This is a genomic window from Castellaniella sp. (assembly GCF_004321985.1).
In the GTDB taxonomy this organism is placed as follows: Bacteria; Pseudomonadota; Gammaproteobacteria; order Burkholderiales; family Burkholderiaceae_B; genus Castellaniella.
The window spans coordinates 23,819-47,787 of sequence record NZ_SCQN01000004.1 but is presented as its reverse complement, the minus strand read 5'-3'; the positions used below and the strand labels follow the sequence as shown (position 1 = coordinate 47,787).

Genomic DNA, 23,969 nt, shown 5'->3' with positions numbered 1-23,969 from the left:
ACAGGACCGTGAAACGCCTTTGCGCCGATGATAGTGGATGAACATCTGTGAAAGTAGGTCATCGTCAGGCTCTTATCCTCCAAAGCCCCTGCAGCGTATACTGCAGGGGCTTTGTGTTTTTTTGCGCATCCGAAACGGAGATTCCATGATTCAGGATGAAGACACTCCCGAGGCCGACAAGGGCTTGGCTCAGCGCCCGCTCATCCACCTCATCTATGGGCTGTTCGCGTTGGGGATCCTGTCATTCGGCCTGTTCGGCCCCGCCATCATTGCAGCCGTAGTGCTGGCTTACCTGAAGCGTGCAGACCTGGTGGGCACGGTCTATGCCGGCCACATCGACTGGGTCATTCGAACGTTCTGGTGGGGATTGCTGTGGCTGGTGCTCAGCGCGATCGCCACGGTGATATTCGTGGGCTTTGTGACAGGCGCAGTGGCGATGATCTGGATCATCTACCGCCTGATCAAGGGCTGGTTGGCCCATTGCGCTGGGGAAACACCACTGCCCGGCTTTTGAGACCGGGCAGTTCGGGACTGACGCCCCCGCAGGGGCTGGTCTGGGCCGCCGATGCGGCCAAGGACTTATTTCAGGTGCTGGCTGACCAGCTTGGTCAGCTCGAACATGGAAACCTGGTCCTTGCCGAACAACGGCCGCAGCTTTGCATCGGCGTTGATGTTCCGACGGTTCGCGGGGTCCTGAAGATTATGCTGCTTGATGTAGTCCCAAATGCGCTTGGTGACTTCCGTACGCGGTACGGCTTCCTTGCCGATTACCGCAGCCAGCGTGGCGCTGGGGGTCAAGGGCTTCATGAATGCCGCATTGGGCTTGCGACCAGACTTTTCCGTGGTTGCCATGTAATCAGGCTCCTGTTAAATGAATTGCCCCCGCAGCATACCGCGCCTTTCTCCTAAAGACAAAGTGATTCGGGTGACTTTCGACCCGAACGCATCTCTCAGATCCTTTACTGTATGAGCCAACGAATGACCGAGTCCCCCGTCCTCTTGCCGTCTTCGCCTGAATCGGGCCGCCTGAGGGCGTCCGCAGCGCGTGCCGGATCGCTGCGTGAAATCACGTTGACCCGGCCCGACGACTGGCATCTGCATCTGCGCGATGGCGACACCTTGCGCGCAGTGATCGGCGATTCTGCTCGCCAGTTTGGCCGCGCGATCATCATGCCGAACCTCAAGCCTCCGGTCACCACGACTGAGGCGGCCCGGGCGTATCGTGGGCGCATCCTTGATGCGCTGACCCAGGCAGGCTTCCAGACCGAGGCCTTCGAGCCGCTCATGACCTTGTACCTGACGGACAGGACTCCGCCGGATGAAATCCGCCGGGCGTGTGACAGCGGCTTCATCCACGGCGTGAAGCTCTACCCTGCGGGTGCCACCACCAATTCCGACTCCGGGGTGACGGATCTGCTGGCCAATTGCCGGCAGACGCTCGCCGTGATGCAGGATCTCAAGATGCCGCTGCTCATGCATGGCGAGGTGACCGACCCGCAAGTGGACGTTTTTGACCGAGAGGCAGTGTTCATCGAGCGCGTGATGCGGCCGCTGCGCCAGGCATTCCCGGCGCTGAAGGTCGTCTTTGAGCACCTGACCACGGCCGATGGTGTGGCCTACGTGCGCGAGGCTGATGGTCCGGTGGCGGCGACCCTGACGGCGCACCACCTGCTCTACAACCGCAACGCGCTTTTCAGAGGCGGCTTGCGGCCGCATTATTACTGCCTGCCCATTCTGAAGCGTGAAACACACCGACAGGCACTACTGGAAGCTGCCACCAGCGGCAATCCGCGCTTCTTCCTGGGGACCGACAGCGCTCCGCACCCGCGCGGCGCCAAGGAGCAGGACTGCGGCTGTGCCGGCTGCTATACGGCTTACCACGCCATGGCGCTGTATGCCACCGCCTTCGAGGCGCAGGGCCGCCTGGATCGTCTCGAAGCGTTTGCCAGTCTGAACGGCCCTCGGTTCTATGGCCTGGCCCCCAACCGAGGCACGATCACGCTCGAACGCTGCGAGGCGGTCATTCCGCAGGCCCTGGCGGTGGACGGCACGGATGTCGTGCCATTGGCCGCCGGCGAGACGCTGGGCTGGCGCTTGCGCGGGTAATTGGCGCCGCCGCCGGGCCTACCGGTGCGTTATTGTCCCTGTTTGTCCTCGAGCAGGGTCCAGCGATCGAAGAGGGCTTCCAGCCTGATTTGCAGCGCTGTCATGGACTGCTGGATCTGGTCGGCCTTATCGGTGCCGTCCCGGTAGAGATCAGGATCCGATAGCGCTTGTGCCAGAGCGGCCTGTTCGGCCTCCAGGGTGGCGATCTGGGCCGGCAATGCATCCAGCTCGTCGCGTTCCCAGGGCGCCAGACGGCCTTTGCGCGGTTTGGCAGGTGGCGCTGGCGCCTTGACGTCTGGCCCACCAGGCACCGCTGGCGTGTCCGTGCCGGCCGTGTCGGCTGACACTCGGTTCGCGTCTGACGCGGTGGCCATCGTCCGGGGGCGCTGCTGCTCCCAGTCGTCGTAGCCCCCGACGTATTCTCGCCACAGCCCGCCGCCTTCAGCGGCGATGGTCTGGGTGATGACGTTGTCCAGGAAAGCCCGGTCGTGGCTCACCAGCAGCACCGTTCCCCGGTAATCCTGCAACAGGTTCTCCAGAAGTTCGAGCGTGTCGATGTCCAGGTCGTTGGTGGGTTCGTCCAGCACCAGCACGTTGTGAGGCTGTGCGAACATGCGGGCCAGCGCCAGGCGCGCCCGTTCGCCTCCGGACAGTGTGGAAACCGGAGAGCGGGCACGTGCCGCCGGGAACAGGAAGTCTTCCAGGTAGCTCATCACGTGCTTGCGCTCGCCGCCGATTTCCACCCACTCGCTGCCCGGGCTGATCGTGTCGGCCAGCGTGGCGGATTCGTCCAGGTGGTCGCGCATCTGATCGAAATAGCCGACCGACAGATTGGTGCCCAGCCGCACCTGGCCTTCCTGCGGCTTGAGTTCCCCGAGCAAGATGCGCAGCAAGGTGGTCTTGCCCGCGCCATTGGGGCCGATCAGGCCGATCCGGTCACCGCGCTGTACCAACGTACTGAAATCACGGATCAGGGTGCGGCCATCGAAGCCGTGCGTGATGTGGGAAAGCTCGACCACGCGCTTGCCCGAGCGCTGCCCGTCAGAAAGTGCAAAACGCACCTGGCCCTGCTGGTCCCGCCGCGCGGTCCGTTCGCGCCGTAGCGCCTCCAGACGGCGCACACGGCCTTCGTTGCGGGTGCGGCGGGCCTCGATGCCTTTGCGGATCCAGACTTCTTCCTGCGACAGCAGTTTGTCGAAGCGGGCATTGGCCTGTTGCTCGGCGGACAGCCATTGCGCTTTGCGCGCCTGCCAGGCCGAGAAATTGCCGGGAAAGCTGAGAAGCTGCCCGCGGTCCAGCTCGACGATGCGGCTTGCCACAGCGTCCAGGAAGCGCCGGTCGTGGGTGATCACGATGACCGTTGCCCGGCTCTTGCGCAGTGTTTCTTCCAGCCAGGCAATACCTTCGAAGTCCAGGTGATTGGTGGGTTCGTCCAGCAGCAACAGGTCAGGTTCGTCCACGAAGGCGCGGGCCAGCGCCACACGCTTCCGGGTGCCGCCCGACAGCCCCTGCAGCCGCATGTCCGGCGAGAGCCCCAGCGCGGTGATGAGAACAGCGGCCCGGGCCGAGCGTTGCCAGTCCTCAGAGGCCAGCAGGTCGCCGCACAAGTAATCCATGAGAACCGCCCCGTCCGGAAGTTCGGGTTCCTGCTCGACGGTGGCTGCGCGCAGGCCACTGCGCCTCTGGATCTCGCCGTCATCCAGTTGCGTCCGGCCGTCCAGGACGCGCAGCAGCGATGACTTTCCGGCGCCGTTGCGACCGATCAGGCCGATGCGCTCGCCCGACAGCAAGGTCAGGTCGGCGTGATCGAGCAGCGGGTGGTGGCCGTAGGCGAGCTGGGCCTGGGTCAGGGTCAACAGAGTATCGGACATGGAGGTGGGGAGATGGGAATGCAGCCAATGCGTAAGCTCCATTGTCGCAGTTTTGTGCCAGCGGCTTGCCTGGAATCCCGTACAATGCGGCTGCGGGGCAGATCGGGCAATCGCGGTGCCGTTTGACGGTGTCGAGGAAGGTCCGGACTCCATCGGGCGCGATAGCGGCCAACAGCCGTCCGGCGACCCCTACGGGGCAAGCCGAGGAAAGGGCCACAGAGACGAGTCTGCGACGGGGGTGCGCGCAAGCGCACACGGGTACGGCGACTTCCGTACCGTCCAGGCGGCTTGTCCGCCAGGCCGTGGCAGGGTGAAACGCGGCAACCTCTATCGGGAGCAACATCAAATAGGCATGCACCGGCTTCGTGCCGACAGGGCGGCCCGCCCAAGCATGCGGGTAGATGGCTTGAGCGCGTCAGTAATGGCGCGACCAGAGGAATGATTGCCCGTCGGGGAAACCCGGCGTACAGAATCCGGCCTATAGATCTGTTCCGCACTTTCAATTTTCAGAGCCGGCGCGTTCGTGGGACTTCGGCTCCCAATGTCAAACGCCCAGGATAGGGAATTGTTCGCATAGGGCGCGCCTGCGGGGCTGTGCTACTCTGAGCGCAATCTTTTGAAACCGACGTGCCTATTCCTTGTAATCGGAATGAGTGCGCCGACCGGATAGCCCTCCTACAGGAGACATCGGTGGCACATACGACGGACTCGCCCCGGCCGGGCGGGGAGCAGCCTGCACCCTGGCTGCTCGAGGTCCAGAACCTGACCAAGAGTTTCGGCGGCCTGCGGGCTGTGGACCACTGCTCCTTCCGGGTGGAGCGCGGCACCATCACCGGCCTGATCGGCCCCAATGGCGCGGGCAAGACCACCGTCTTCAATCTGATCACCGGTTTCATCGCCCCAGATTCGGGCCGCATCGTGCTGGATGGCCAGGATATCGGCCGCATGCGGCCAGACCAGATCTTCGCGCGGGGGCTGTGCCGAACCTTCCAGATTCCCCGTGAGCACGGCACCATGAGCGTGCTTGAGAACCTGCTGCTGGTTCCTCCGAACCAAGCGGGGGAGCACTGGTGGCGCGCGCTGTGCGGCGGCCGCCAGCTTCGCAACGAGGAAGCGCACAATCTTGCGAAGGCGCGCGAGGTCCTTGAATACCTGCAGCTCACGCATGTGCAGAACGAGTATGCGGGCAATCTTTCGGGCGGGCAGAAAAAATTGCTGGAGCTCGGCCGCACACTCATGGCCGACCCCAAGATCATCCTGCTGGACGAACCCGCCGCTGGCGTGAATCGCACGCTGCTGCAGAGCATCGTGAGCAATATCCGCTACCTGTCGCGCGAGCGCGGCATCACTTTCCTGCTGATCGAACACGACATGAACATGGTCATGAGCTTGTGCGATCCGGTCATCGTCATGAGCGAGGGTCGCAAGCTCGCCGAAGGCAAGCCGGAAATCGTCCGCAACGACAAGGCTGTCCTCGAGGCCTACCTGGGGGGGCAGTATGCCACTGCTGAAGGTTGATACCGTGACGGCCGGCTATGGCGACACGGAGATCCTGCGTGGCCTGTCGATTCGTGTCGAACCCCAGGAGGTCGTCTCCATCATTGGTCCGAACGGCGCCGGGAAGTCCACGCTGATGAAAACCATCTTCGGGCTGCTGCATCCGCGCGAGGGCTCTATCTGGTTTGATGGTCACGACATCACCCAGTTCGCGCCGCACCGCATCGTGCGCCAGGGAATGTGCTATGTCCCTCAGGTGGCCAACGTGTTCACCTCGCTGACCGTCGAAGAGAATCTCGAGATGGGGGCCTTTCCGCTGGGCAAGGCTGATCTGACCGAGAGCAAGGAACGGGTCTATGCCATGTTCCCCAAGCTGCGCCAGCGGCGGCGTCAGCTCGCCGGCAAGATGTCCGGCGGCGAACGCCAGATGGTGGCCATGGGCAGCGCGCTGATGCTCAATCCCAAGCTCCTGCTGCTGGACGAACCCACGGCCGCGCTGTCTCCCAAGCTCGTGGACGAGATTTTCGAGCGCATTGCGCGGATCAGCGAGACCGGGATTTCTGTCCTGATGGTCGAACAGAACGCGCGTCAGTCGCTGAGCATGGCGAATCGGGGCTATGTGCTGGCCAGCGGCGAGAACCGCCACGAGGGCACCGGCAAGGAACTGCTCGAGGACCCCAATGTCGGGCGCCTCTACCTGGGAGGTTGAAGTGATGGTTGATAGCGCGCAAGCCGTGGTTGAGGCCGTGCCGGACGAATCCGCAACGGTCGAGGCACGGGACGAAGAGGGAATGCGCAGCCCCAGATTCGTGGGGGTGGTGCTGCTGGCCGTACTGATCGCGATGTGGTTTGCCGGCTGGCTCTCGGGCACCAGTGCGGAGCAGATGCTGTCGCTGACGGTGTGGGGGGTGATGCTGGGCGGCATCATCGCCTTGGGCGGGATTGGCCTGACGCTGTGCTATGGCGTCCTGAAGTTCCCGAATTTCGCCCATGGCGAATTCCTGACGCTGGGTGCCTACGTCACCTATGGCGTCGTTCTGGTCCTGCCGCAAAGCAACCCCATCTGGCGGTTCTCGTTCGGCTGGGAACTGATTGCCGGGCTGCTGGTGGCCGCGATCGTGACGGCTGTTGTGGCCATCATCCTGGACCGCTTTCTGTATCGTCCCTTGCGAAAACACATGTCGCCGCTGGTCTTGCTGGCCATGGCCTCTCTCGGGATGGAATTCCTGCTGCGCGGCGTGGTGTATCTGATCTGGGGGTCGGATTTCCACTTCTATTATTCTGGGCGCTCCAATCCCGCACTGCAGTTGCCGTTTGGGCTGCGGATCCAGGCTGACCAGCTGTTCGTCTTCGCACTGGCCATCGTGATGGTGGCGACCATCTACTGGATGCTGACGCGTACCCGCATCGGCAAAGCCATGCGGGCGTCCGCCGACAATCCGGATTTGGCCCAGGTACGCGGCATCAACACCGAGCAGGTCATCGCCTGGACGTGGGTCATCGGAGCCGGCATGGCGGCAGTGGGTGGGGCCATGTACGGTCTGGCCTCGCAACTGCGCCCCGACATGGGTTTCGTGTTGCTGTTGCCATTGTTTGCCGCCGTCATCATGGGTGGCATTGGCAGTGCCTGGGGGGCATTGGTCGGCTCCGTCATCATTGGCGTAGCCATGCAGTTGACCTCGGCCTTCATGAACCCGGCCTATGGGCCGGCCGTCGCTTTCGTATTGATGGTCCTGGTGCTGCTGATGCGGCCACAGGGTCTTTTCGTCCAACGCTAGGAGCTGGGTCACCATGGATTCGGCACATGTCCTCAAGGCTTGTTTACTGCTGATCCCTGCCGTGCTGCTGGGTGGGCTAGTGTTTTCGCGCTGGCGCTGGCGCGCGCGGCTGCCGGCCGCCATTGTGCTTGGCCTGGTGCTGGCCTTCGGGATCTCGGCCTGGGTGCCCGGGATCATGGACTACCTGGTGTCTTTCTGCATCATGGCCATGATCTACTCGGTGCTTTCGCTGGGCTTGAACGCGCAGTGGGGATACAACGGTCACCTGGATTTCGGGATCGCCGGCTTCTTCGCGGTGGGCGCCTTCACCATGGCGCTTTTCGTGACGGCGCCACCATCGGGGCTGATGGCGGCGTATGCCCAGCAGTGGTTCGGCCTGAATGCACCCTTTGTGATCGGGATGGCGGCGGCGGGAATCCTGTCCGGGGTGGTCGGCTACCTGATTGCCCAGCCCATCCTTCATCTGCGCACAGACTTTCTGGCCATTGCCACCTTGGGCATTGCAGAGATCATCCGGCTGATCTTCCAGAACGAGCGCTGGCTGGCCAATGGTCCGCAGCCGCTGTCGGGGATTCCGCAGCCGCTGTCCTGCCTCTCGGATCCAGCGGGTTGTGCCTGGCTGCCTGCCGGTGTCAACCATGTGTTCTCAGCGCTGCAGCCTCGGGATTACGGCTATGTGTATCTGGTGATCGTGACGCTGACGCTGCTGGTGGTGTATCTGGTCCTGGAAGCGCTGGTGCGCTCGCCGTGGGGGCGGGCGCTGCGTGCGGTGCGCGACGAGGAAGCTTCCGCAGCCATGAGCGGCAAGCATGTCAAATCCTTGCGGGTTCAGTCGTTCGTGCTGGGGGCGGTCATCATCGGGGTCGCCGGGGCGCTCTATGCGCCCTACATGGTCACCATCGACTACAGCCACTTCAAGCCGCTCTTTGCGACCTTCCTGGTCTGGGTCATGCTGATGTTGGGCGGCAGCGGCAACAACAAGGGTGCCATTCTGGGCGCATTTGTGATCTGGGCCGTGTGGAGCGGCACCGGATTCGTGACCGATTTTCTGTCTACCGAACTGCAGGGTATCGCCCCTGCGATCGCCTCGCGCATGTCCTTCCTTCGCTGGGCCTTTGTGGGGCTGCTGCTGGCCGCCATCGTGCTGTATCGCCCGCAGGGCATCTTGCCCGAGAAGAAGCGTGTCTCGCGCTTCCTGAAGGGCGTACCAGAGGATTGACGGCCCACCCTGGCCGGGCTGCTCGTCGCTGTGCTTGGTCGGGGAACGGGAAGACCATGAAAATGGCCGCTTGCATGCATGCAAGCGGCCATTTTCGTTGGGTGGGCAGGCCGGCGGCGAAAATCCGCACCGGCGGCGCCCTGGCCATTCGCGTCAGGACGTGGGGATGTCCTTGGCCGGGATCATGTTCACGGTCTTGATCTGGTCACCCTCGTACTTCCAGATGCTGATGGGTGTGACCACGTCGCCGTTCTTGTCAAAGTCGCAAGGACCGGCTACCCCGTTGTAGTTGATCTTCTTGCCCGCCTTCAGCGCTTTCAGCATGTCGACGACTCGGCCCGGATCGCCGCCGTCAATCATGTCGCCCGGCGGGTTGGAGACCTTGCGCAGTTCATCGCGCAGCATGGCCCCCGTGATTTTCGAGGCGTCCTTCTGGCCACCGGCCACCACGGCCGCCATGGACAGGCCCGCAACCAGGCCCGCGTCGTACGAGCAGGTCGTGAATGGCGGGAAGTGGTCGTATTTGAAGCCGGCCGTGAAGTTCTTGGCGAAGTCCTTGTAGGACTGCGTGGTCGTGTCTTCGCCCGGCGCCGTGCCGTAGTGGCCGTCCATGTCTTTCTGGCCGACCTGCTTGATGATGTCCACGCTGGAGTTGCCGTCGACGAACTGCCAGTTGGTGAAGTTGAAGGTGTCGCGGGATTCCTTGCAGATGGCGATGGTGTGCGCCGGGTAGCTGACGATGATGAGCAGGTCGGGCTTGTCCTTCAGAGCCTGTGACAGCATGGACTTGTAGGTGGGCTGGACCTCTTCGGGGTGGGGTACCTGTGCGAGCACCTTGCCGCCCAATTTTTGGAAGGCAGTGGCAAAAGAATTCGATAAGCCTTGGCCGTATGGGTTGTTGATGTAGATGGTGGCGACTTTCTCGTATTTGTACTTCGGGTCGATCTTGCCGGCGACCAATTGCGCGGCGACCACGCCTTGCAGCGCGTCGGATGCGCAGGTCCGAAAGAGCAGATCAGCCTTGGCGTCCGCCGGCAGGACGCTGATCAGCGGCGAGGTTGCGCCGTTGGCGATCTGCAGCACGCCTGAAGGAATCGTGACCGAGGTCGCCACGGCGACCGTGACGCCGCTGGACCAGCCGCAGATCACCGCCGGCGTATGTTGTGTGTCGATCATCTGGCGGGCGGCCTGCACGCCGACCGTGGGGAGCGTGGCGCTGTCCACCGTGATGTGGTTGGCAATGATCGGGCCGCCAAAGACTTCCTTGGCGGCCGCGTTCACGTGATTCACGGCGAGCTGTACGGCGTCGCGGTAATAGGGGCCGAATTCGGCTGCCGAACCGGTCATCGTGGACACCTGTCCCAGATTGATGGCGGGAGGGGTGCCGGCTGCGAAGGCCTGCCTCAAGGGGAGCGCACTGGCGAGTGCAAGGGAACCCCCGGTCGCGCCTACGGACTTCAAGAACTGGCGGCGGGAAGAGGGGGTATGGGAACGATCCGACATGAGAGTGACTCCTTTCTGTTGACTGGCGATCAGGCAGCAAACGCAAAAAAGGTCCAGATGCTTTCGAGACCTGCACCCGACACGGATGCGCTGGTGACAACTTGTGAGTTGCGGAGTCATTACATCGGTTCGCCATGGGCCTGTCAATTGGTGATTGGCGCAGTCTCCGATGCGGTGTCGAGCCGCTCTGCCAGCCCTCCCAGTGGTGATAAAGAACATTGACTTCATCTTGCAATATCTTGATTTTTCAGATGTTTAATTTTTATCAGGGTCTTCTAGATCGGGTGTAAGTGCTTGTTGTCATTGATTAAATTTCAAAAAGACTCTTGACCGGTGTGCAGACATCCCTTAGAGTGGGCGGAAGTAGTTTTTTGTGTCAAGAAGTGGGAGGAACCCCATGTTTCAGGGAAGCAGCGCACTCACACTGGATGCCAAGGGCCGGATGTCGATTCCAGCCCGGCATCGTGACGTGCTGTTGGCCACTGAAGAGGGGCGTCTGACTCTCACGCGGCATCCGGACGGGTGCCTGATGCTCTATCCACGTTCCATCTGGGAAACCAAGCGCGAGCAGATTGCTGCCTTGCCGGCCAGCGCGCGGGCGTTGCAGCGGCTGCTGCTGGGCAGCGCCCAGGACGTGGAGATGGATGGTGCCGGTCGCATTCTGGTGTCTCCGGAGCTGCGCGCCGCGGCGGGTCTCGAACGTGAGGTCATGCTGCTGGGACTGGGGTCGAATTTCGAGCTGTGGGATCGGCCCACCTGGGAGGCGCGCAGCATCGATGATGTGAACAAGCTTGACGCGTCGATTCTTGAACAGATTTCCTTTTGAGCCAGCCTATGGCGTATTCCCACCGAACCGTCCTGCTGGAACCGGCCATCGACGCATTGTTGAGCCCGGAGTTCGGCCGTCGTTCGGCGGGTGATGGAACAGCGCCCCGCCTGAACGGGGTGTTCGTGGACGGGACGTTCGGGCGCGGTGGCCACAGCCGGCTGTTGCTGCAGCGTCTGGCGCCCGACGCGTCTCTGGTGGTGTTCGACAAGGACCCGGAGGCCATTTCGGTGGCGCTTGCGCTGCAGGCCGAGGATCCTCGCGTTCGCGTGGTCCATCAGGGCTTTGCCACGTTGGCCGAGCAGCTGGACAGTCTGTCCATTTCCACGGTGGATGGGGTGTTGCTGGATCTGGGTGTTTCATCGCCCCAGATCGATGATGCCCAGCGGGGCTTTTCCTTCATGCGCGACGGCCCGTTGGACATGCGCATGGACACCAGCCGTGGGCAGACGGCAGCCGAATGGCTCGCCCAGGCCGACGTGGAACAGATCAAGGAGGTCATCGCACATTATGGCGAAGAACGGTTTGCTTTCCAGATTGCAAACGCGATTGTTGCGGGCCGCGAATCCCGCCCTTTGCGCACCACGGGCGAACTTGCCCAGCTCGTCGCCGGTGTCGTCCGCACGCGCGAAAAGGGTCAACATCCGGCCACTCGTACCTTTCAAGCTATACGGATTTACATCAATCAAGAGCTCGAGGAGCTCGCGTGCGCCCTCCCGGCAGCGCTGAGCCGCCTCCATCAGGGTGGCCGCCTGGCTGTGATCAGCTTCCATTCGCTGGAAGACCGCATGGTCAAGCAGTGTCTGGCAGCGGCCGCCCGACCGGGACAGGCGCAGGCCCGCCTGCCGATTGCCGAGAAGGACATGCCCAAGCCGTATGTGACCCTGCTGGGCCGGCTGCAAGCTGATGAGGCCGAAGTCGGAGACAACGCCCGTTCACGCTCGGCCGTGCTGCGTGTGGCACAGCGTACGGCGGTGCCGCTGACTCTGGCGCAGGCTCGTGCGCTGGTCCATCGGCCGGGTCAGTCGGGCCGTGCGACGGGGCACAGGGGGCATCGATGATCCGCCTGGCCCTGTTCTTGACCCTGGTGCTCATGACGTCGGCCATCTCGCTGGTGACGCTGAGATTCCAGACTCGCGAGCTGTTCGTGGCATCGGAGCGCCTCAGGTCCCAGGCTCATGAGTTGGATGTCGACTGGCGGCGATTGCAGCTCGATCGGGCGGAACTCGCCCGCAATGCGCGCATCGACGCTCTGGCGCGGACCGAACTGCATCTGGTTCCGGTGACGCCCGGGCGCACCATCTATCTGCAGGAATCCGCTGCGCCGGCGCAACCCGGCAAAACAGGAGGCCAGCCATGAAGCGGTTTGGTTTCCATAGGAGTCCGGTGCTGTCCTCCAGGCCGTCGTTCTGGCGTGCCCGCCTGGTTCTGATCGTGCTGGGGCTGGCGTTTTTCGCCCTGGTGGCCAAGGCGCTCAGCGTCCAGATCCTCTCCAACGAATTCCTGCAGCGTCAGGGCGAGCGTCGCTATGAGCGCACGCTGGTGCTGCAGGCTACGCGCGGCAAAATCTTCGACCGCAGTGGCTCGGTGGTGCTGGCATCCAGCGTCCCCGCCAAGGCGATCTGGGTCATCCCCGAGGATTTTCACAAGGCGACTCCCGACCAGATCACGCAGCTGGCGAAACTGCTAGGGGTGGACGTGCGCGATATCGAGCAGCGCACCCATGACGCGGACAAGAATTTCGTGTATTTGCAGCGGCAGGTTCCGCTCAGCGTGGCTGAGCAGATTCGCCAGCTGAAAATCCCGGGGGTGCAGCAGCTGACGGAGTCGCGGCGCATCTATCCAGAAGGCGAGGTCATGGCGCACGTCATCGGCTTCACCAACGTCGAGGATCGCGGGATCGAAGGGGTCGAGCTGGCTTTCAACGACCGCCTGTCGGGGCAGCCGGGCTCCCGGCGCGTGATCAAGGACAGGCTCGGGCGGGTGGTGGAGGACGTGCAGGCGGCGGTGCCGGCAGTGGACGGTCAGAATCTGCAGCTTTCCATCGATGCCGGCATCCAGTTCGACACATATACCGCCCTCAAGGCCTCCATCGACGCACACCAGGCCAAGGGTGGCGCCGCGATCGTGGTGGATTCCCGTACCGGTGAAGTGCTGGCCATGGTGAATCTGCCTTCCTATGATCCAAACGATATGGCGCAGCGGACCGGCCCCGCGCTGCGCAACCGTGTGATGACCGACACTTTCGAGCCGGGCTCCATCATGAAGCCTTTCACGGCGTCGCTGGCGCTCGATGAGGGCAAGATCACGACCAAGACGCTGTTTGATACCGGGAATGGCCGCTATCGCTACCAGGGAGCCCTGATTTCCGATGTGGGCCATTTTGGGACGCTGACTGTGGGGGGCATCATCCAGCATTCGAGCAATGTTGGCATGACCATGATTTCGGAGCTGCTCTCGTCACGCGACATGTGGACGAAGTTCTCGCAACTCGGGTTCGGCCGCGTCCCGCAGACCAACTTTCCGGGGATGGCGGCTGGCCGGCTGCGGCCCTGGCAGCGCTGGCGCGCCATCGAGCGGGCCACCATGGCCTACGGTTACGGTTTGTCCGTCTCGCTGATTCAGATCGCCCACGCCTATACGGCATTTGCACGAGATGGTGACATGGTGTCTCTGTCGCTGCTGCGGCGTGACGGCAAGCCGACCAGCACCCAGGTCTATTCCCCACAGGTCACGAGCATCATGCGCTCCTTCCTGGAGGCCGCTGCGGGCCCTGATGGCGCCAAGCTGGCCCAGGTGCAGGGCTACCGGGTGGCTGGCAAGAGCGGGACGGCGCGCAAGATCGTCAACGGCCAATACAGCAAGACGAAGTATCGCGGATCGTTCGTCGGATTCGCCCCTGTTTCAAATCCTCGCATTGTAGTGGCCGTTTCCATCGATGAACCCAGTACGGGGGGGTATTATGGCGGCCGCGTAGCCGCACCCGTATTTTCCGATATTGTTTCGAGCACCCTGCGCCGTCTCGGGGTGCGGCCGGATGCCCCCGTGGATTCGCTGGTGGCCGTGGCGGATCGGGGGGGACACGAACGATGACTATCCTGGATATCATGACCTGGCTGGATGAGCGGGTCGATCGTCACGCCGACCTCTGTCTGGACTCGCGCCAGATCCGCTCCGGCGATGTGTTTTTTGCCTGCCCGGGCATTGGGGCCGATGGTCGTGCCTACATGCTGGCCGCCGTGGCCGCTGGTGCGGCCGCCATCGTGGTGGCGGCCGGTGGCGATCAGCCGCTGCCGGATCAGGTACCGGTGCTGGTCGTGCCGGACCTGCCGGCTGCACTGGGTGAGATCGCGCACCTCTGGTATGGGCGGCCTTCGGATGCACTGACGGTGATGGCGGTCACGGGCACCAATGGCAAGACGTCCACGGTCCGCTGGATCGCCGACGCGCTCAATTCCGAGGACATGCCGTGCGGAACGGTGGGGACCCTGGGCGTCACGCTTCCGGACGGCAGCAATCTGGGCGGTGTCCTGACGACGCCGGACGTGCTGACGATGCATCGCAGCCTGGCGGCCATCGCTCGTGCCGGCGGAGTGGCGGCGGCCGTCGAAGCCTCGTCCATTGGTCTGGAGCAGGGGCGGCTCGACGGTATACGGATCCAGGTTGCCGGGTTCACCAACCTGACCCGCGATCATCTGGACTATCACGGGACCCTGGAGCGTTACAAGCAGGCCAAGTTCCTGCTCTTTGAGCGTTCAGGGATGCGCGGTGCCGTCATCAACGCCGATGACGCGGCTGGTGCCGAACTGTTGGCGGGGAAGGCTCCGTCCGGACATCGGGTGGGCTATAGCCTGAAGGCTGCCTCGACGGTGCCGTTTCGCGCTGAAGACTTGCAGCACGGGATGGACGGTCTGGTCTTCAAATTGGTGACGCCTGATGGCAGTGCGCAGATCCTGACGCGACTGGTCGGCGAACACAATGTTTCCAACCTGCTGCTGGTGGCGGGGGTCCTGCGCGAGCTGGGCTGGGGGTTGAGCCGCATCGCGCGGGCCTTGTCCGTGTTGCATCCAGTGCCAGGGCGCCTGCAGGTAGTTAACGGATTGGCTGGCACAAGCGCTTCCCGTCCTCAGCCGCTGGTGGTGGTGGACTATGCGCATACGCCCGACGCCCTGGAGCGGGTCCTGACGGCCCTGCGGCCTGTTGCACGGGAGCGTGGCGGCCAGCTCATGTGCGTATTTGGTTGCGGCGGAGACCGCGACACGGGCAAGCGGCCGCTCATGGGAGCGGCCGCCGCACAGTTGGCGGATGCGGTGATCGTCACCACGGACAATCCCCGCACGGAGGTTCCGGAGGACATCATCGAGGCCATTGTGGCCGGCATGTCCCAGCGACCGCGGATCGAGGTCGACCGGGTGTGTGCGATCCTGGACGCCGTCTGGCAGGCTGGCGATCGGGATGTCGTTCTGCTGGCTGGCAAGGGTCACGAAACCTACCAGGAAGTCCAGCATGTGCGCAGCCCCTTCGATGACCGCGAATGGGCCCGCTTGGCGCTGACCTGGCAGGCTGGCGTCCGGCTGTCCACGGATACGCGCAGCCTGCAACCGGGCGATCTGTTTCTGGCGCTGCAGGGTGAGCGCTTCGACGGTCACGACTATCTGGATACGGCGCAGCGGGCGGGTGCCCGCGCGGCCATCGTGGCGCACCCCGTGGCCGGCAGCACGCTGACCCAGATCGTGCTGGGCGATACCCGGCAGGCGCTGCAGCGTATGGCTAGGGCCTGGCGCGGCCTGTACACGCTCCCGGTCATTGCGGTCACCGGCAGCAATGGCAAGACGACGACCAAGGAAATGATCAGTGCGATCCTGGCTGCCTGGCTGGGTGAAGAGGGCCGCCTGGCGACCCGGGGCAATTTCAATAACGAGATTGGCGTACCACTGTCCGTGCTGCGGCTGAGTCCTTCGCACCGGGCGGCCGTGCTGGAACTGGGGATGAATCACCCCGGCGAGATTGCTGTGCTGTCCGCGATTGCGCAGCCCACGGTTGCGTTGGTCAACAACGCGCAGCGCGAGCATCAGGAATTCATGGCCAGCGTCGAGGCGGTTGCCCGCGAGAACGGGTCCGTCATCGAGTCCCTGCCGGCTACTGGTGTGGCTGTCTTCCCGGAGGATGACGCCCATTCGGGGGTATGGCGGGAGCTGGCTGGGGCGCGTACGGTTCGCCGTTTCGGGTTTTCCGGACAGGCCGACGTGCGCGCTACGCAAGTCCATGCCGGTACCGATCTGACGGAATTCCAGCTGCACCTGGGCCGCGAGGCCGTGCAGGTCGTGCTCCACGCGCCGGGGCGGCACAATCTGCACAATGCACTGGCGGCGGCGACCTGCGCCTGGGTGGCCGGGGCACCGGAGAACGCCATTGTCGCCGGGCTGACGGGTTTCGCTCCGGTCGGCGGGCGCATGCAGCCCCGGCTGCTGGCCGACGGATTCCAGCTCATCGACGATACCTACAACGCCAACCCGGATTCCGTGCGTGCCGCCATCGATGTGTTGGCTGGTCTGGACGGCCGACGCGTCCTGGTGTTGGGCGACATGGCCGAAGTTGGCGACCAGGGGCCGTCCATGCACGAAGAAGTCGGCGTTTATGCCCGGCAGAAGGGCCTGGAGGTGCTGCTGACGCTGGGCGCCGCTTCACGCGCCACGGCCCGCGCATTCGGGCCTGGCGCTCAGGCGTTCGAGACGCTGGAGGCGCTGCTGCCGGCCGTGCTGGCCGCACGGCCCGGCCACATTCTGGTGAAGGGTTCTCGCAGCATGCATATGGAGCGCGTGGTTCTCGCGCTGCTGGCAGGCGCATCCATCAGCGAGGACGACCATGCTGCTTGAACTGGCCCGCTGGCTGTCCGACGAACATTTCCGCGCCTTCGGGGTCGTGGAATACATTACGTTCCGTGCGCTGCTGGCGTGTGCGACAGCGCTGGCAATCGGTTTGCTCGCCGGGCCCTGGCTGATCCGCCGCCTGACGGAGATGAAGATCGGCCAGGCCGTGCGGAGCTATGGTCCGCAATCCCATCTGCAGAAAAACGGTACGCCCACCATGGGTGGCGCCCTCATCCTGATTTCCATCGGCATCAGCACGCTGCTGTGGGCCGACTGGACCAATCGTTTCGTCTGGGTGGTGTTGCTGGTGACTTTCGGTTTTGGCTGGGTCGGCTGGGCGGATGATTATCGCAAGGTCGTGCATCATGATCCGGAGGGCATGCCGGCCCGACAGAAGTTCTGCTGGCAGGCGTTGATCGGCGCCGTCGCTGCCGTGTACCTGAGTTTTGCCGTGGCCGCGCCCGCCAATGCTGATCTGTGGCCGCTGTTCCGGGACTGGGTGATGAGCGGCTTCTCCATGCCGCTGCCGACGCGCGCCGACCTTATCGTCCCGTTCTTCAAGACCGTGAGCTACCCGCTGGGCGTCTTCGGCTTCGTGATCCTGACCTGGCTGGTGATCGTGGGGTCCAGCAACGCCGTGAACCTGACCGATGGCCTGGACGGCCTGGCCATCATGCCGACGGTCATGGTGGGGACCGCGCTGGGTATATTCGCCTACGTCGTGGGGCGCGTGGACTACTCTCGCTACCTGTTGTTCCCGTATATTCCTGGCGCATCCGAGCTGATGGTGCTGTGTGCGGCGCTCGCTGGCGCGGGTCTGGCGTTCCTGTGGTTCAACACCTATCCGGCACAGGTCTTCATGGGCGACGTCGGTGCGCTGGCGCTGGGTGGCGCCTTGGGAACCATCGCCGTGATCGTGCGCCAGGAAATCGTGTTGTTCATCATGGGCGGGGTGTTCGTGGTCGAGACCCTGTCGGTGATGCTGCAGGTGTCTTGGTTCAAATACACCAAGAGGCGCTATGGCGAAGGCCGGCGCATCTTCCGGATGGCGCCGCTGCACCATCATTTCGAAGTGGGCGGCTGGAAGGAAACCCAGGTGGTGGTCCGTTTCTGGATCATCACCATGATGCTGGTGCTGATCGGGCTGTCGAGCCTGAAACTGCGATGACCGAACGTTACTCATTCCCCTCCGTGCGGCGCGATGGCCTGACCCTGATCCTGGGGTTGGGAGAGACCGGCGTCGCTGCGGCGCGCTGGTGTGCAGCGCATGGGGCATCGCTGCGGGTACTCGATACGCGTGTCCAGCCGGCCGGTCTGGAAGCTCTGAAAGCCGCGCAGATCTCCGCCGATCTGCATCTGGGGCCGGATGCGCTGGTCAGCGGCGCCCTGGATGGCGTCCATACCCTGGTGCTCAGTCCGGGGCTGAATCCGCGTCGTGCGCCGGTGTCGGACTTGCTGGCTGCCGCGCATGAGCGCGGGATCGAGGTGCTGGGAGAAATCGAGCTTTTCGCCCGCGCGCTCTCGGATCTGCGTCCGCAGGGCTATGCGCCGCTGGTGGCCGCCGTGACCGGCACCAACGGCAAGACCACGGTGACTTCGCTGACCCGGCATCTGGTCGAGGCTTGCGGGCGCCGCGTGCGCGCGGCGGGCAATATAAGTCCGGCTGCACTGAGCAGCCTGCAGGACGCCCTGGCTCACGACGATCTGCCTGAGGTCTGGGTCCTGGAACTGTCCAGCTTCCAGCTGGAGTCGACGACCACTCTGGCGCCCGACGTCGCCGTGGTGCTGAATCTGACCCAGGATCATCTGGACTGGCATGGGAGCATGCAGGCCTATGCCGCGGCCAAGGCGCGGCTGCTGCGGATGGCGCGCGTGGCGGTGGTCAACCGGGACGATGCCTGGGTTCGGGCCATGGTGGATGATCTGGCCGCCGATCAGGTGCGCAGCTTCGGCGGTGATGCCCCGGTGCTGGCCGACGATCTGGGGCTTCATGTGCAGCAGGGCCTGACGTGGCTGGCGCGGGCTCAGCCGTCCGAGCCGGAAGCGGTGGCATCGCCGCACGCCCGCAGGAAGCCGGCGGACGTCGTGCACCGCGCACCGGGTCGCCTCCAGTTGCTGATGCCGGCGGATGCCCTGCAGATTCGCGGTCGGCACAATGCCTTGAATGCGCTGGCGGCGCTGTCTCTGGGCGCGACCCTGGACTTGCCGTGGGCCCCCATGCTGCATGCCTTGCGCGAGTATCGCGGCGAGGCGCACCGGACGGAGCTGATCCGCACGGTCGCCGGGGTCGATTTCATCGATGACAGCAAGGGGACCAACGTGGGCGCCACCCTGGCAGCCCTGCAGGGTCAAGGGCGGCCGGTGGTGCTGATTGCGGGCGGTCTGGGCAAGGGTCAGGATTTTTCGCCGCTGGCGGCTGCCGTGCATGACCATGCCCGCGCTGTGCTGCTGATTGGCGAGGATGGCCCCCGCATTGCCGCAGCGCTGGCCGATACCGGTGTAGCGCTGGAGTCGTGCGGGACGCTGGAGCAGGCTGTGGAACGCGGCATGGCGCTCGCTCAGCCCGGGGACGCGGTCATGTTGTCGCCAGCCTGCGCCAGCATGGACATGTTCCGCAACTATGCGCATCGCAGCGCCTGTTTTGTGGCGGCCGTGCGCGAGATGGCCATCGAGCGCGGGGAGGTGGCATGAGCATGCTCGGCGGCCTGACATCCAGCCTGAACACCGTGCGTCCTGGGCGCACTACCATGCCCAGCGTGGACGTGGGGGTGATCGTCGCGGTCGTGGCCTTGGTGCTGTTCGGTCTGCTGATGGTGTATTCGGCGTCGATCGCGCTGGCCGACGGTCCCCGCTACGAAAGCTACGGGCGCTTCTATTTCGTCGGCCGGCACGGCGTCTTCATCCTGGTGGGCCTGGTCGCGGCGCTGTTCACCGCCAGCGTACCCATGAAAGTCTGGCAAAAGGTCGCGCTGCCGCTGTTTGCCGTGGCGCTGCTGACGCTGGTGGTGGTTTTGGTCCCGGGGATCGGGCGCGAAGTCAATGGCGCCCGCCGGTGGATTCCGTTGGGCCCGCTGAACTTCCAGTCTTCGGAATTCATGAAGCTGGTGGTGGTGCTGTACGCGGCCGACTATGTGGTGCGCAAGCAGGCCCATCTGCAGGGTTTCCTGCGCGGCTTCCTGCCGATGGCGCTGGCGCTGGCCATGGTGGGGCTGCTGCTGTTGCTGGAGCCCGATCTGGGGGCCTTCATCGTGATCGGTGCCGTCGCCGTGGGCATTCTGTTCATCGGCGGCATCAATCTGAAGCTGTTCACCACACTGCTGGGCATCGTGATGGGGAGTTTCCTGATGCTCATCTGGGCGTCGCCCTGGCGTCGTGAACGCATTTTCGTATATCTGGATCCTTGGAATCCGGACAATGCCTACGGCAGCGCGTATCAGCTCTCGCACTCGCTGATCGCTTTAGGTCGCGGTGAGTGGTTCGGGGTCGGGCTGGGCGCCAGCGTCGAGAAGCTGCATTACCTGCCGGAGGCGCACACCGACTTCATCGTGGCGGTGATCGGTGAGGAGCTGGGTTTCGTGGGCGTGCTCTGCCTGCTGGCCGTGTTTGCCTATGTGGTGCTGCGTGGGTTCGAGATTGCACGCCAGGCGATGGTCCTGGAGCGCGTCTTCGATGGCCTGGTGGCTCAGGGCGTGGCGCTCTGGTTTGGTGTCCAGGCCTTCATCAACGTGGGCGTCTGCCTGGGGTTGTTGCCGACCAAGGGACTGACGTTCCCGCTGGTGAGTTATGGCGGTTCGGGCATTGTGATGAATCTGGTGGCCGTGGCTATCCTGCTGCGCGTGGATTACGAGACCCGTTGCATGATGAGGGGGAAGCGGCGATGACGCAACGCACCATCCTTGTCATGGCGGGCGGAACCGGCGGGCACATCATGCCGGGGCTGGCCGTGGCCGAAGTGCTGCGCGACCTGGGATGGCGGATCCTCTGGCTGGGCAATCCCGACCGGATGGAGGGACGGCTGGTGCCGGCACATGGCATCGAGCTGTTGCCCCTACGTTTCGGTGGGGTCCGGGGTAAAGGTCTGCTGACTCTCCTGAAGCTGCCTTGCACGCTGGCAGCCGCCTGCGCACAGGCGCGCCGCCTGCTCAAGCGTCTGCGGCCCGACGTCGTGCTGGGCATGGGGGGCTATGCGGCTTTTCCGGGCGGTTTGATGGCGCGGTGGTTGGGCATTCCGCTGGTAGTGCATGAACAGAATGCCGTGGCGGGAACCGCCAACCGCTGGCTGGCGCGCCTGGCGACCCGCGTGCTGGAAGGATTTCCCGGTACGCTGCCGGGTGCCGAGATGGTGGGTAACCCGGTGCGCGCGGCCCTCGCCGGCGCCCAGCCGGCTGCACAGCGCTATGCCGGGCGGCAGGGGCCGTTGCAGCTGTTGGTGCTGGGCGGCAGCCTGGGGGCAGCCCGGATCAATGCCCTGGTGCCCGAGGCGCTGGCACGGCTGCCGGAACCGCAGCGGCCCCATGTGCTGCACCAGGCGGGGCAACAGCATGCTGAGTCGGTGCGGCAGATCTATGATCGCCTGTCTGTGCGCGCGGAGGTCACGCCTTTCATCGATGACATGGCCCAGGCGCTGTCGGCAGCCGATCTGGTGATTTGCCGAGCGGGGGCCATGACGGTGGCTGAGGTCGCCGCCGTCGGCGTGGCCGCGCTGTTCATCCCGCTGCCGCATGCCATCGATGATCACCAGACAGCCAATGCACGTTATCTGTCAGACGGGGGAGCGGGCTGGATGATGCGGCAAGCGGATCTCGATGCGTCGACGCTGGCCGCATGGTTCATGGCGCGCCAGCGTGCCGAGCTGGCGTCGGTGGCCGTTCGCGCCCACGGGCAGGCTTGTTTGAATGCCGCGCGGCTGATTGCCGAGGCGTGCGTCCATACCCAGAAGGAACCGGCGTGAAGCACAGAATTCATCATATCCATTTTGTCGGCATCGGCGGCTCCGGGATGAGCGGCATCGCCGAGGTCCTGCTCAACCAGGGCTATGTCGTGAGCGGGTCGGACATCCAGGAAACGCCGGTGACTCAGCGCCTGGCGTCGCTCGGTGCGCGAATCATGATCGGCCATGCGGCGGAGCACATCGCGGGTGCGGGCGCCATCGTCACGTCCAGCGCCATCCGCGCTGACAATCCCGAGGCGCTGGCCGCGCGCGCCGCGCATGTGCCGGTGGTGCCGCGCGCACTGATGCTGGCCGAGCTGATGCGCCTGAAGCTCGGGATCGCGGTGGCCGGTACTCACGGCAAGACCACCACCACGAGCCTGGTGGCCAGCGTGCTGGCAGCCGGTGGCCTGGATCCCACCTTCGTGATCGGCGGGCGCCTGAACGCGGCGGATGCCAATGCGCGTCTGGGTCAGGGGGACTACATCGTCGTCGAGGCGGACGAGTCCGATGCATCGTTTCTGAATCTGCTGCCAGTCACGGCCATCATTACCAATATCGACCTGGACCACATGGACACCTACGGGCACGATGTCGCGCGCCTGAAGAGCGCCTTCGTCGAGTTCACGCACCGGCTGCCGTTCTACGGCAGCGCCATTCTGTGTATGGACGATCCGAACGTGCGCGAGATCGTGCCCTTCGTGTCGCGTTCCATCACGACCTATGGTATCGATACGCCGGCCCAAGTGCGGGCGCATGACATCCATACGGACGGGACCGCGATGCGCTTCGTGGCTGAGCGCCAGGGTCCCGATGGCGCACTGCCGCCGCTGGCCGTCAGGCTCAACCTGCCTGGTCGTCACAATGTCCTCAATGCGCTTGCGAGCATCGCCGTGGCCACCGAGCTCGGTGTGGCCGACGAGGCGATCCTGGAGGCCCTGACGCAGTTTCGCGGGGTTGGCCGGCGTTTCACCCAAGTGGGGACCTTCCCTGTGTCCGCGGCGCAGGGTGGCGGAACCTATACGGTGATCGACGATTACGGGCACCACCCCGCGGAGATGGCGGCCACGCTGGCCGCGGCGCGGGGCGCCTGGCCGGATCGCCGGATCGTGCTCGCCTTCCAGCCGCATCGTTATACCCGGACACGGGATTGTTTCGAGGATTTCGTCCGCGTGCTGAGCTCGGCGGATGCGGTGTTGCTGACCGAGGTTTATCCGGCCGGTGAGCCGCCGCTGGTGGCTGCCGATGGCCGGTCGCTGGCGCGCGGCCTGCGCGTGGCCGGCAAGGTCGAACCCGTGTTTGTCGAGGACGTGGCCGACATGGCGGACGCGATTCGCGAGTTCGTGCGCGATGGTGATGTAGTCGTGATCATGGGAGCCGGGTCCATCAGCCGGGTCCCGGTTCAGCTCGGGAGGCCGCTATGAAGCCGTCCTTTGGGCGTGTCGGGGTCCTGTACGGCGGTAGTTCTGCCGAGCGTGACGTTTCCCTGATGTCGGGTGCTGGGGTCTGCAAGGCCCTGCGTGAGCAAGGTGTGGATGCCCATCTGTTCGACACCGGCGTCCGCAGCCTGGCCGAGCTTGCAGACGAACGCTTCGACCGGGTATTCATTGCCCTGCACGGGCGGTACGGCGAAGACGGCACCATCCAGGGTGCGCTGGAGTTGCTCCACATCCCGTATACCGGCAGCGGTCCGCTGGCGTCGTGCCTGGCGATGGACAAGATCGCCACCAAGCGGGTCTGGCTGCATCACGGGTTGCCCACGCCGCGCTTCGCGACGTTGGATTGCAATGCCGACCCGCGCGGATTGGCCGATGATCTGGGGCTGCCGCTCATCATCAAGCCGCCGCACGAAGGCTCGACGCTGGGCGTGATGCGTGTGGATGTGGTTGATCAGCTTGCGCCGGCGCATGCCCTGGCGTGCCGCTTCGACGACCAGGTGCTGGCTGAGCAGTTCATCCGGGGGCGCGAGCTGACAGTTCCCATCCTGGGAGCGGGTGCGGGAACGCGCGCCCTGCCGGTGATCGAGATCGTGGCGCCGCAGGGTAACTACGATTACGAGCACAAGTATGTGTCCAACGAGACCCAGTATCACTGCCCGGCCGATCTGGATCCGGCGCTGACGCGCCAGGTGCAGACCCTGTCCGAGGAGGCCTACCGTGTGCTGGGCTGCGAAGGATGGGGGCGCGCCGACATCATGCTGGATGATCAGAATCGTCCTTGGCTACTGGAGATGAACACATCACCCGGCATGACGGGTCATTCGTTGGTCCCCATGGGGGCCAAGGCCGCAGGCATGAGCTATGGCCGCCTGTGTGTGGAAATCCTGGCGACGGCGCGCTGCAAAGTGCGCGCCCCCGCCGGACATTGAG

The 23,969-nt window shown here is 64.3% G+C and carries 20 protein-coding genes and 1 other RNA gene; 18 read left to right on the top strand and 3 right to left on the bottom strand.

Annotated elements, in window-relative coordinates; genetic code table 11:
- The first annotated feature begins 145 nt into the window (after nucleotides 1-145).
- On the top strand, nucleotides 146-514 hold the full coding sequence (locus EPN31_RS00290) for a hypothetical protein (RefSeq protein ID WP_291768021.1): 369 nt from the start codon (nucleotides 146-148) through the stop codon (nucleotides 512-514).
- Nucleotides 515-579: 65 nt separating this feature from the next.
- On the opposite strand, the gene EPN31_RS00285 is transcribed toward EPN31_RS00290, so the two are convergent.
- Complete coding sequence (locus EPN31_RS00285) at nucleotides 580-852, bottom strand: SWIB/MDM2 domain-containing protein (protein WP_291768020.1); 273 nt, start codon at nucleotides 850-852, stop codon at nucleotides 580-582.
- 126 nt (nucleotides 853-978) lie between these two features.
- On the opposite strand from EPN31_RS00285, the gene pyrC reads away from it, so the two are divergent.
- Nucleotides 979-2,106, top strand: coding sequence for a dihydroorotase (gene pyrC, locus EPN31_RS00280; RefSeq protein WP_291768019.1), 1,128 nt, complete (start codon nucleotides 979-981; stop codon nucleotides 2,104-2,106).
- Nucleotides 2,107-2,135: 29 nt separating this feature from the next.
- On the opposite strand, the gene EPN31_RS00275 is transcribed toward pyrC, so the two are convergent.
- Nucleotides 2,136-3,977 (bottom strand): ATP-binding cassette domain-containing protein, encoded by a 1,842-nt coding sequence (locus EPN31_RS00275; RefSeq protein WP_291768018.1) that lies wholly within the window; start codon nucleotides 3,975-3,977, stop codon nucleotides 2,136-2,138.
- 94 nt (nucleotides 3,978-4,071) lie between these two features.
- On the opposite strand from EPN31_RS00275, the gene rnpB reads away from it, so the two are divergent.
- From rnpB to EPN31_RS00250, 5 genes are all read left to right on the top strand, one after another.
- Nucleotides 4,072-4,474, top strand: an RNA gene (gene rnpB / locus EPN31_RS00270) — RNase P RNA component class A.
- A gap of 193 nt (nucleotides 4,475-4,667) precedes the next feature.
- The gene (locus tag EPN31_RS00265) at nucleotides 4,668-5,495 is read left to right on the top strand and encodes an ABC transporter ATP-binding protein (RefSeq protein ID WP_291768017.1); all 828 of its coding nucleotides are present in this window, start codon (nucleotides 4,668-4,670) and stop codon (nucleotides 5,493-5,495) included.
- Complete coding sequence (locus tag EPN31_RS00260; protein WP_291768016.1) at nucleotides 5,476-6,183, top strand: ABC transporter ATP-binding protein; 708 nt, start codon at nucleotides 5,476-5,478, stop codon at nucleotides 6,181-6,183. The genes EPN31_RS00265 and EPN31_RS00260 overlap by 20 nt, the downstream gene beginning before the upstream one ends.
- Nucleotides 6,184-6,187: 4 nt before the next feature.
- The gene (locus EPN31_RS00255) at nucleotides 6,188-7,252 is read left to right on the top strand and encodes a branched-chain amino acid ABC transporter permease (RefSeq protein ID WP_291768023.1); all 1,065 of its coding nucleotides are present in this window, start codon (nucleotides 6,188-6,190) and stop codon (nucleotides 7,250-7,252) included.
- 13 nt (nucleotides 7,253-7,265) lie between these two features.
- Entirely contained in the window at nucleotides 7,266-8,471 is a 1,206-nt protein-coding gene (locus tag EPN31_RS00250) for a branched-chain amino acid ABC transporter permease (protein WP_291768015.1), read from the top strand.
- Between the two features lie 153 nt (nucleotides 8,472-8,624).
- Here EPN31_RS00250 and EPN31_RS00245 read toward each other — a convergent pair whose 3' ends face one another.
- The gene (locus tag EPN31_RS00245; RefSeq protein WP_291768014.1) at nucleotides 8,625-9,974 is read right to left on the bottom strand and encodes an ABC transporter substrate-binding protein; all 1,350 of its coding nucleotides are present in this window, start codon (nucleotides 9,972-9,974) and stop codon (nucleotides 8,625-8,627) included.
- 397 nt (nucleotides 9,975-10,371) lie between these two features.
- Between EPN31_RS00245 and mraZ the strand changes: the two genes are divergently transcribed.
- The 11 genes from mraZ to EPN31_RS00190 are packed head-to-tail and all read left to right on the top strand — an operon-like array spanning nucleotide 10,372 to nucleotide 23,968.
- Nucleotides 10,372-10,800 (top strand): division/cell wall cluster transcriptional repressor MraZ, encoded by a 429-nt coding sequence (gene mraZ, locus EPN31_RS00240; RefSeq protein WP_291768013.1) that lies wholly within the window; start codon nucleotides 10,372-10,374, stop codon nucleotides 10,798-10,800.
- Between the two features lie 8 nt (nucleotides 10,801-10,808).
- Nucleotides 10,809-11,861 (top strand): 16S rRNA (cytosine(1402)-N(4))-methyltransferase RsmH, encoded by a 1,053-nt coding sequence (gene rsmH / locus EPN31_RS00235; RefSeq protein ID WP_291768012.1) that lies wholly within the window; start codon nucleotides 10,809-10,811, stop codon nucleotides 11,859-11,861.
- Nucleotides 11,858-12,160, top strand: a complete 303-nt coding sequence (gene ftsL, locus EPN31_RS00230; protein WP_291768011.1) for a cell division protein FtsL — start codon at nucleotides 11,858-11,860, stop codon at nucleotides 12,158-12,160. The genes rsmH and ftsL overlap by 4 nt, the downstream gene beginning before the upstream one ends.
- Complete coding sequence (locus tag EPN31_RS00225; RefSeq protein ID WP_291768010.1) at nucleotides 12,157-13,893, top strand: penicillin-binding protein 2; 1,737 nt, start codon at nucleotides 12,157-12,159, stop codon at nucleotides 13,891-13,893. Before ftsL ends, EPN31_RS00225 begins: the two co-directional genes overlap by 4 nt.
- Nucleotides 13,890-16,676 (top strand): bifunctional UDP-N-acetylmuramoyl-L-alanyl-D-glutamate--2,6-diaminopimelate ligase MurE/UDP-N-acetylmuramoyl-tripeptide--D-alanyl-D-alanine ligase MurF, encoded by a 2,787-nt coding sequence (murF, locus tag EPN31_RS00220; RefSeq protein WP_291768009.1) that lies wholly within the window; start codon nucleotides 13,890-13,892, stop codon nucleotides 16,674-16,676. Before EPN31_RS00225 ends, murF begins: the two co-directional genes overlap by 4 nt.
- The gene (gene mraY, locus EPN31_RS00215) at nucleotides 16,666-17,838 is read left to right on the top strand and encodes a phospho-N-acetylmuramoyl-pentapeptide-transferase (protein ID WP_291768008.1); all 1,173 of its coding nucleotides are present in this window, start codon (nucleotides 16,666-16,668) and stop codon (nucleotides 17,836-17,838) included. Before murF ends, mraY begins: the two co-directional genes overlap by 11 nt.
- Nucleotides 17,835-19,361 (top strand): UDP-N-acetylmuramoyl-L-alanine--D-glutamate ligase, encoded by a 1,527-nt coding sequence (gene murD, locus EPN31_RS00210; RefSeq protein WP_291768007.1) that lies wholly within the window; start codon nucleotides 17,835-17,837, stop codon nucleotides 19,359-19,361. The genes mraY and murD overlap by 4 nt, the downstream gene beginning before the upstream one ends.
- Entirely contained in the window at nucleotides 19,358-20,551 is a 1,194-nt protein-coding gene (gene ftsW / locus EPN31_RS00205) for a putative lipid II flippase FtsW (RefSeq protein WP_291768006.1), read from the top strand. The genes murD and ftsW overlap by 4 nt, the downstream gene beginning before the upstream one ends.
- The gene (murG, locus tag EPN31_RS00200) at nucleotides 20,548-21,621 is read left to right on the top strand and encodes an undecaprenyldiphospho-muramoylpentapeptide beta-N-acetylglucosaminyltransferase (protein WP_291768005.1); all 1,074 of its coding nucleotides are present in this window, start codon (nucleotides 20,548-20,550) and stop codon (nucleotides 21,619-21,621) included. The genes ftsW and murG overlap by 4 nt, the downstream gene beginning before the upstream one ends.
- On the top strand, nucleotides 21,618-23,024 hold the full coding sequence (murC, locus tag EPN31_RS00195) for a UDP-N-acetylmuramate--L-alanine ligase (protein WP_291768004.1): 1,407 nt from the start codon (nucleotides 21,618-21,620) through the stop codon (nucleotides 23,022-23,024). Before murG ends, murC begins: the two co-directional genes overlap by 4 nt.
- Nucleotides 23,021-23,968 carry a D-alanine--D-alanine ligase gene (locus EPN31_RS00190; RefSeq protein WP_291768003.1) on the top strand — a complete coding sequence of 316 codons (948 nt, stop codon included), beginning with the start codon at nucleotides 23,021-23,023 and terminating at the stop codon, nucleotides 23,966-23,968. The genes murC and EPN31_RS00190 overlap by 4 nt, the downstream gene beginning before the upstream one ends.
- The last annotated feature ends 1 nt before the right edge of the window (nucleotide 23,969 follow it).

Bases quoted from the DNA above. Each gene is read 5' to 3' on its own strand.
- EPN31_RS00290 (WP_291768021.1), top strand. From the start codon at position 146: ATGATTCAGGATGAAGACACTCCCGAGGCCGACAAGGGCTTGGCTCAG.
- EPN31_RS00285 (WP_291768020.1), bottom strand. From the start codon at position 852: ATGGCAACCACGGAAAAGTCTGGTCGCAAGCCCAATGCGGCATTCATG.
- pyrC (WP_291768019.1), top strand. From the start codon at position 979: ATGACCGAGTCCCCCGTCCTCTTGCCGTCTTCGCCTGAATCGGGCCGC.
- EPN31_RS00275 (WP_291768018.1), bottom strand. From the start codon at position 3,977: ATGTCCGATACTCTGTTGACCCTGACCCAGGCCCAGCTCGCCTACGGC.
- EPN31_RS00260 (WP_291768016.1), top strand. From the start codon at position 5,476: ATGCCACTGCTGAAGGTTGATACCGTGACGGCCGGCTATGGCGACACG.
- EPN31_RS00255 (WP_291768023.1), top strand. From the start codon at position 6,188: ATGGTTGATAGCGCGCAAGCCGTGGTTGAGGCCGTGCCGGACGAATCC.
- EPN31_RS00250 (WP_291768015.1), top strand. From the start codon at position 7,266: ATGGATTCGGCACATGTCCTCAAGGCTTGTTTACTGCTGATCCCTGCC.
- EPN31_RS00245 (WP_291768014.1), bottom strand. From the start codon at position 9,974: ATGTCGGATCGTTCCCATACCCCCTCTTCCCGCCGCCAGTTCTTGAAG.
- mraZ (WP_291768013.1), top strand. From the start codon at position 10,372: ATGTTTCAGGGAAGCAGCGCACTCACACTGGATGCCAAGGGCCGGATG.
- rsmH (WP_291768012.1), top strand. From the start codon at position 10,809: ATGGCGTATTCCCACCGAACCGTCCTGCTGGAACCGGCCATCGACGCA.
- ftsL (WP_291768011.1), top strand. From the start codon at position 11,858: ATGATCCGCCTGGCCCTGTTCTTGACCCTGGTGCTCATGACGTCGGCC.
- EPN31_RS00225 (WP_291768010.1), top strand. From the start codon at position 12,157: ATGAAGCGGTTTGGTTTCCATAGGAGTCCGGTGCTGTCCTCCAGGCCG.
- murF (WP_291768009.1), top strand. From the start codon at position 13,890: ATGACTATCCTGGATATCATGACCTGGCTGGATGAGCGGGTCGATCGT.
- mraY (WP_291768008.1), top strand. From the start codon at position 16,666: ATGCTGCTTGAACTGGCCCGCTGGCTGTCCGACGAACATTTCCGCGCC.
- murD (WP_291768007.1), top strand. From the start codon at position 17,835: ATGACCGAACGTTACTCATTCCCCTCCGTGCGGCGCGATGGCCTGACC.
- ftsW (WP_291768006.1), top strand. From the start codon at position 19,358: ATGAGCATGCTCGGCGGCCTGACATCCAGCCTGAACACCGTGCGTCCT.
- murG (WP_291768005.1), top strand. From the start codon at position 20,548: ATGACGCAACGCACCATCCTTGTCATGGCGGGCGGAACCGGCGGGCAC.
- EPN31_RS00190 (WP_291768003.1), top strand. From the start codon at position 23,021: ATGAAGCCGTCCTTTGGGCGTGTCGGGGTCCTGTACGGCGGTAGTTCT.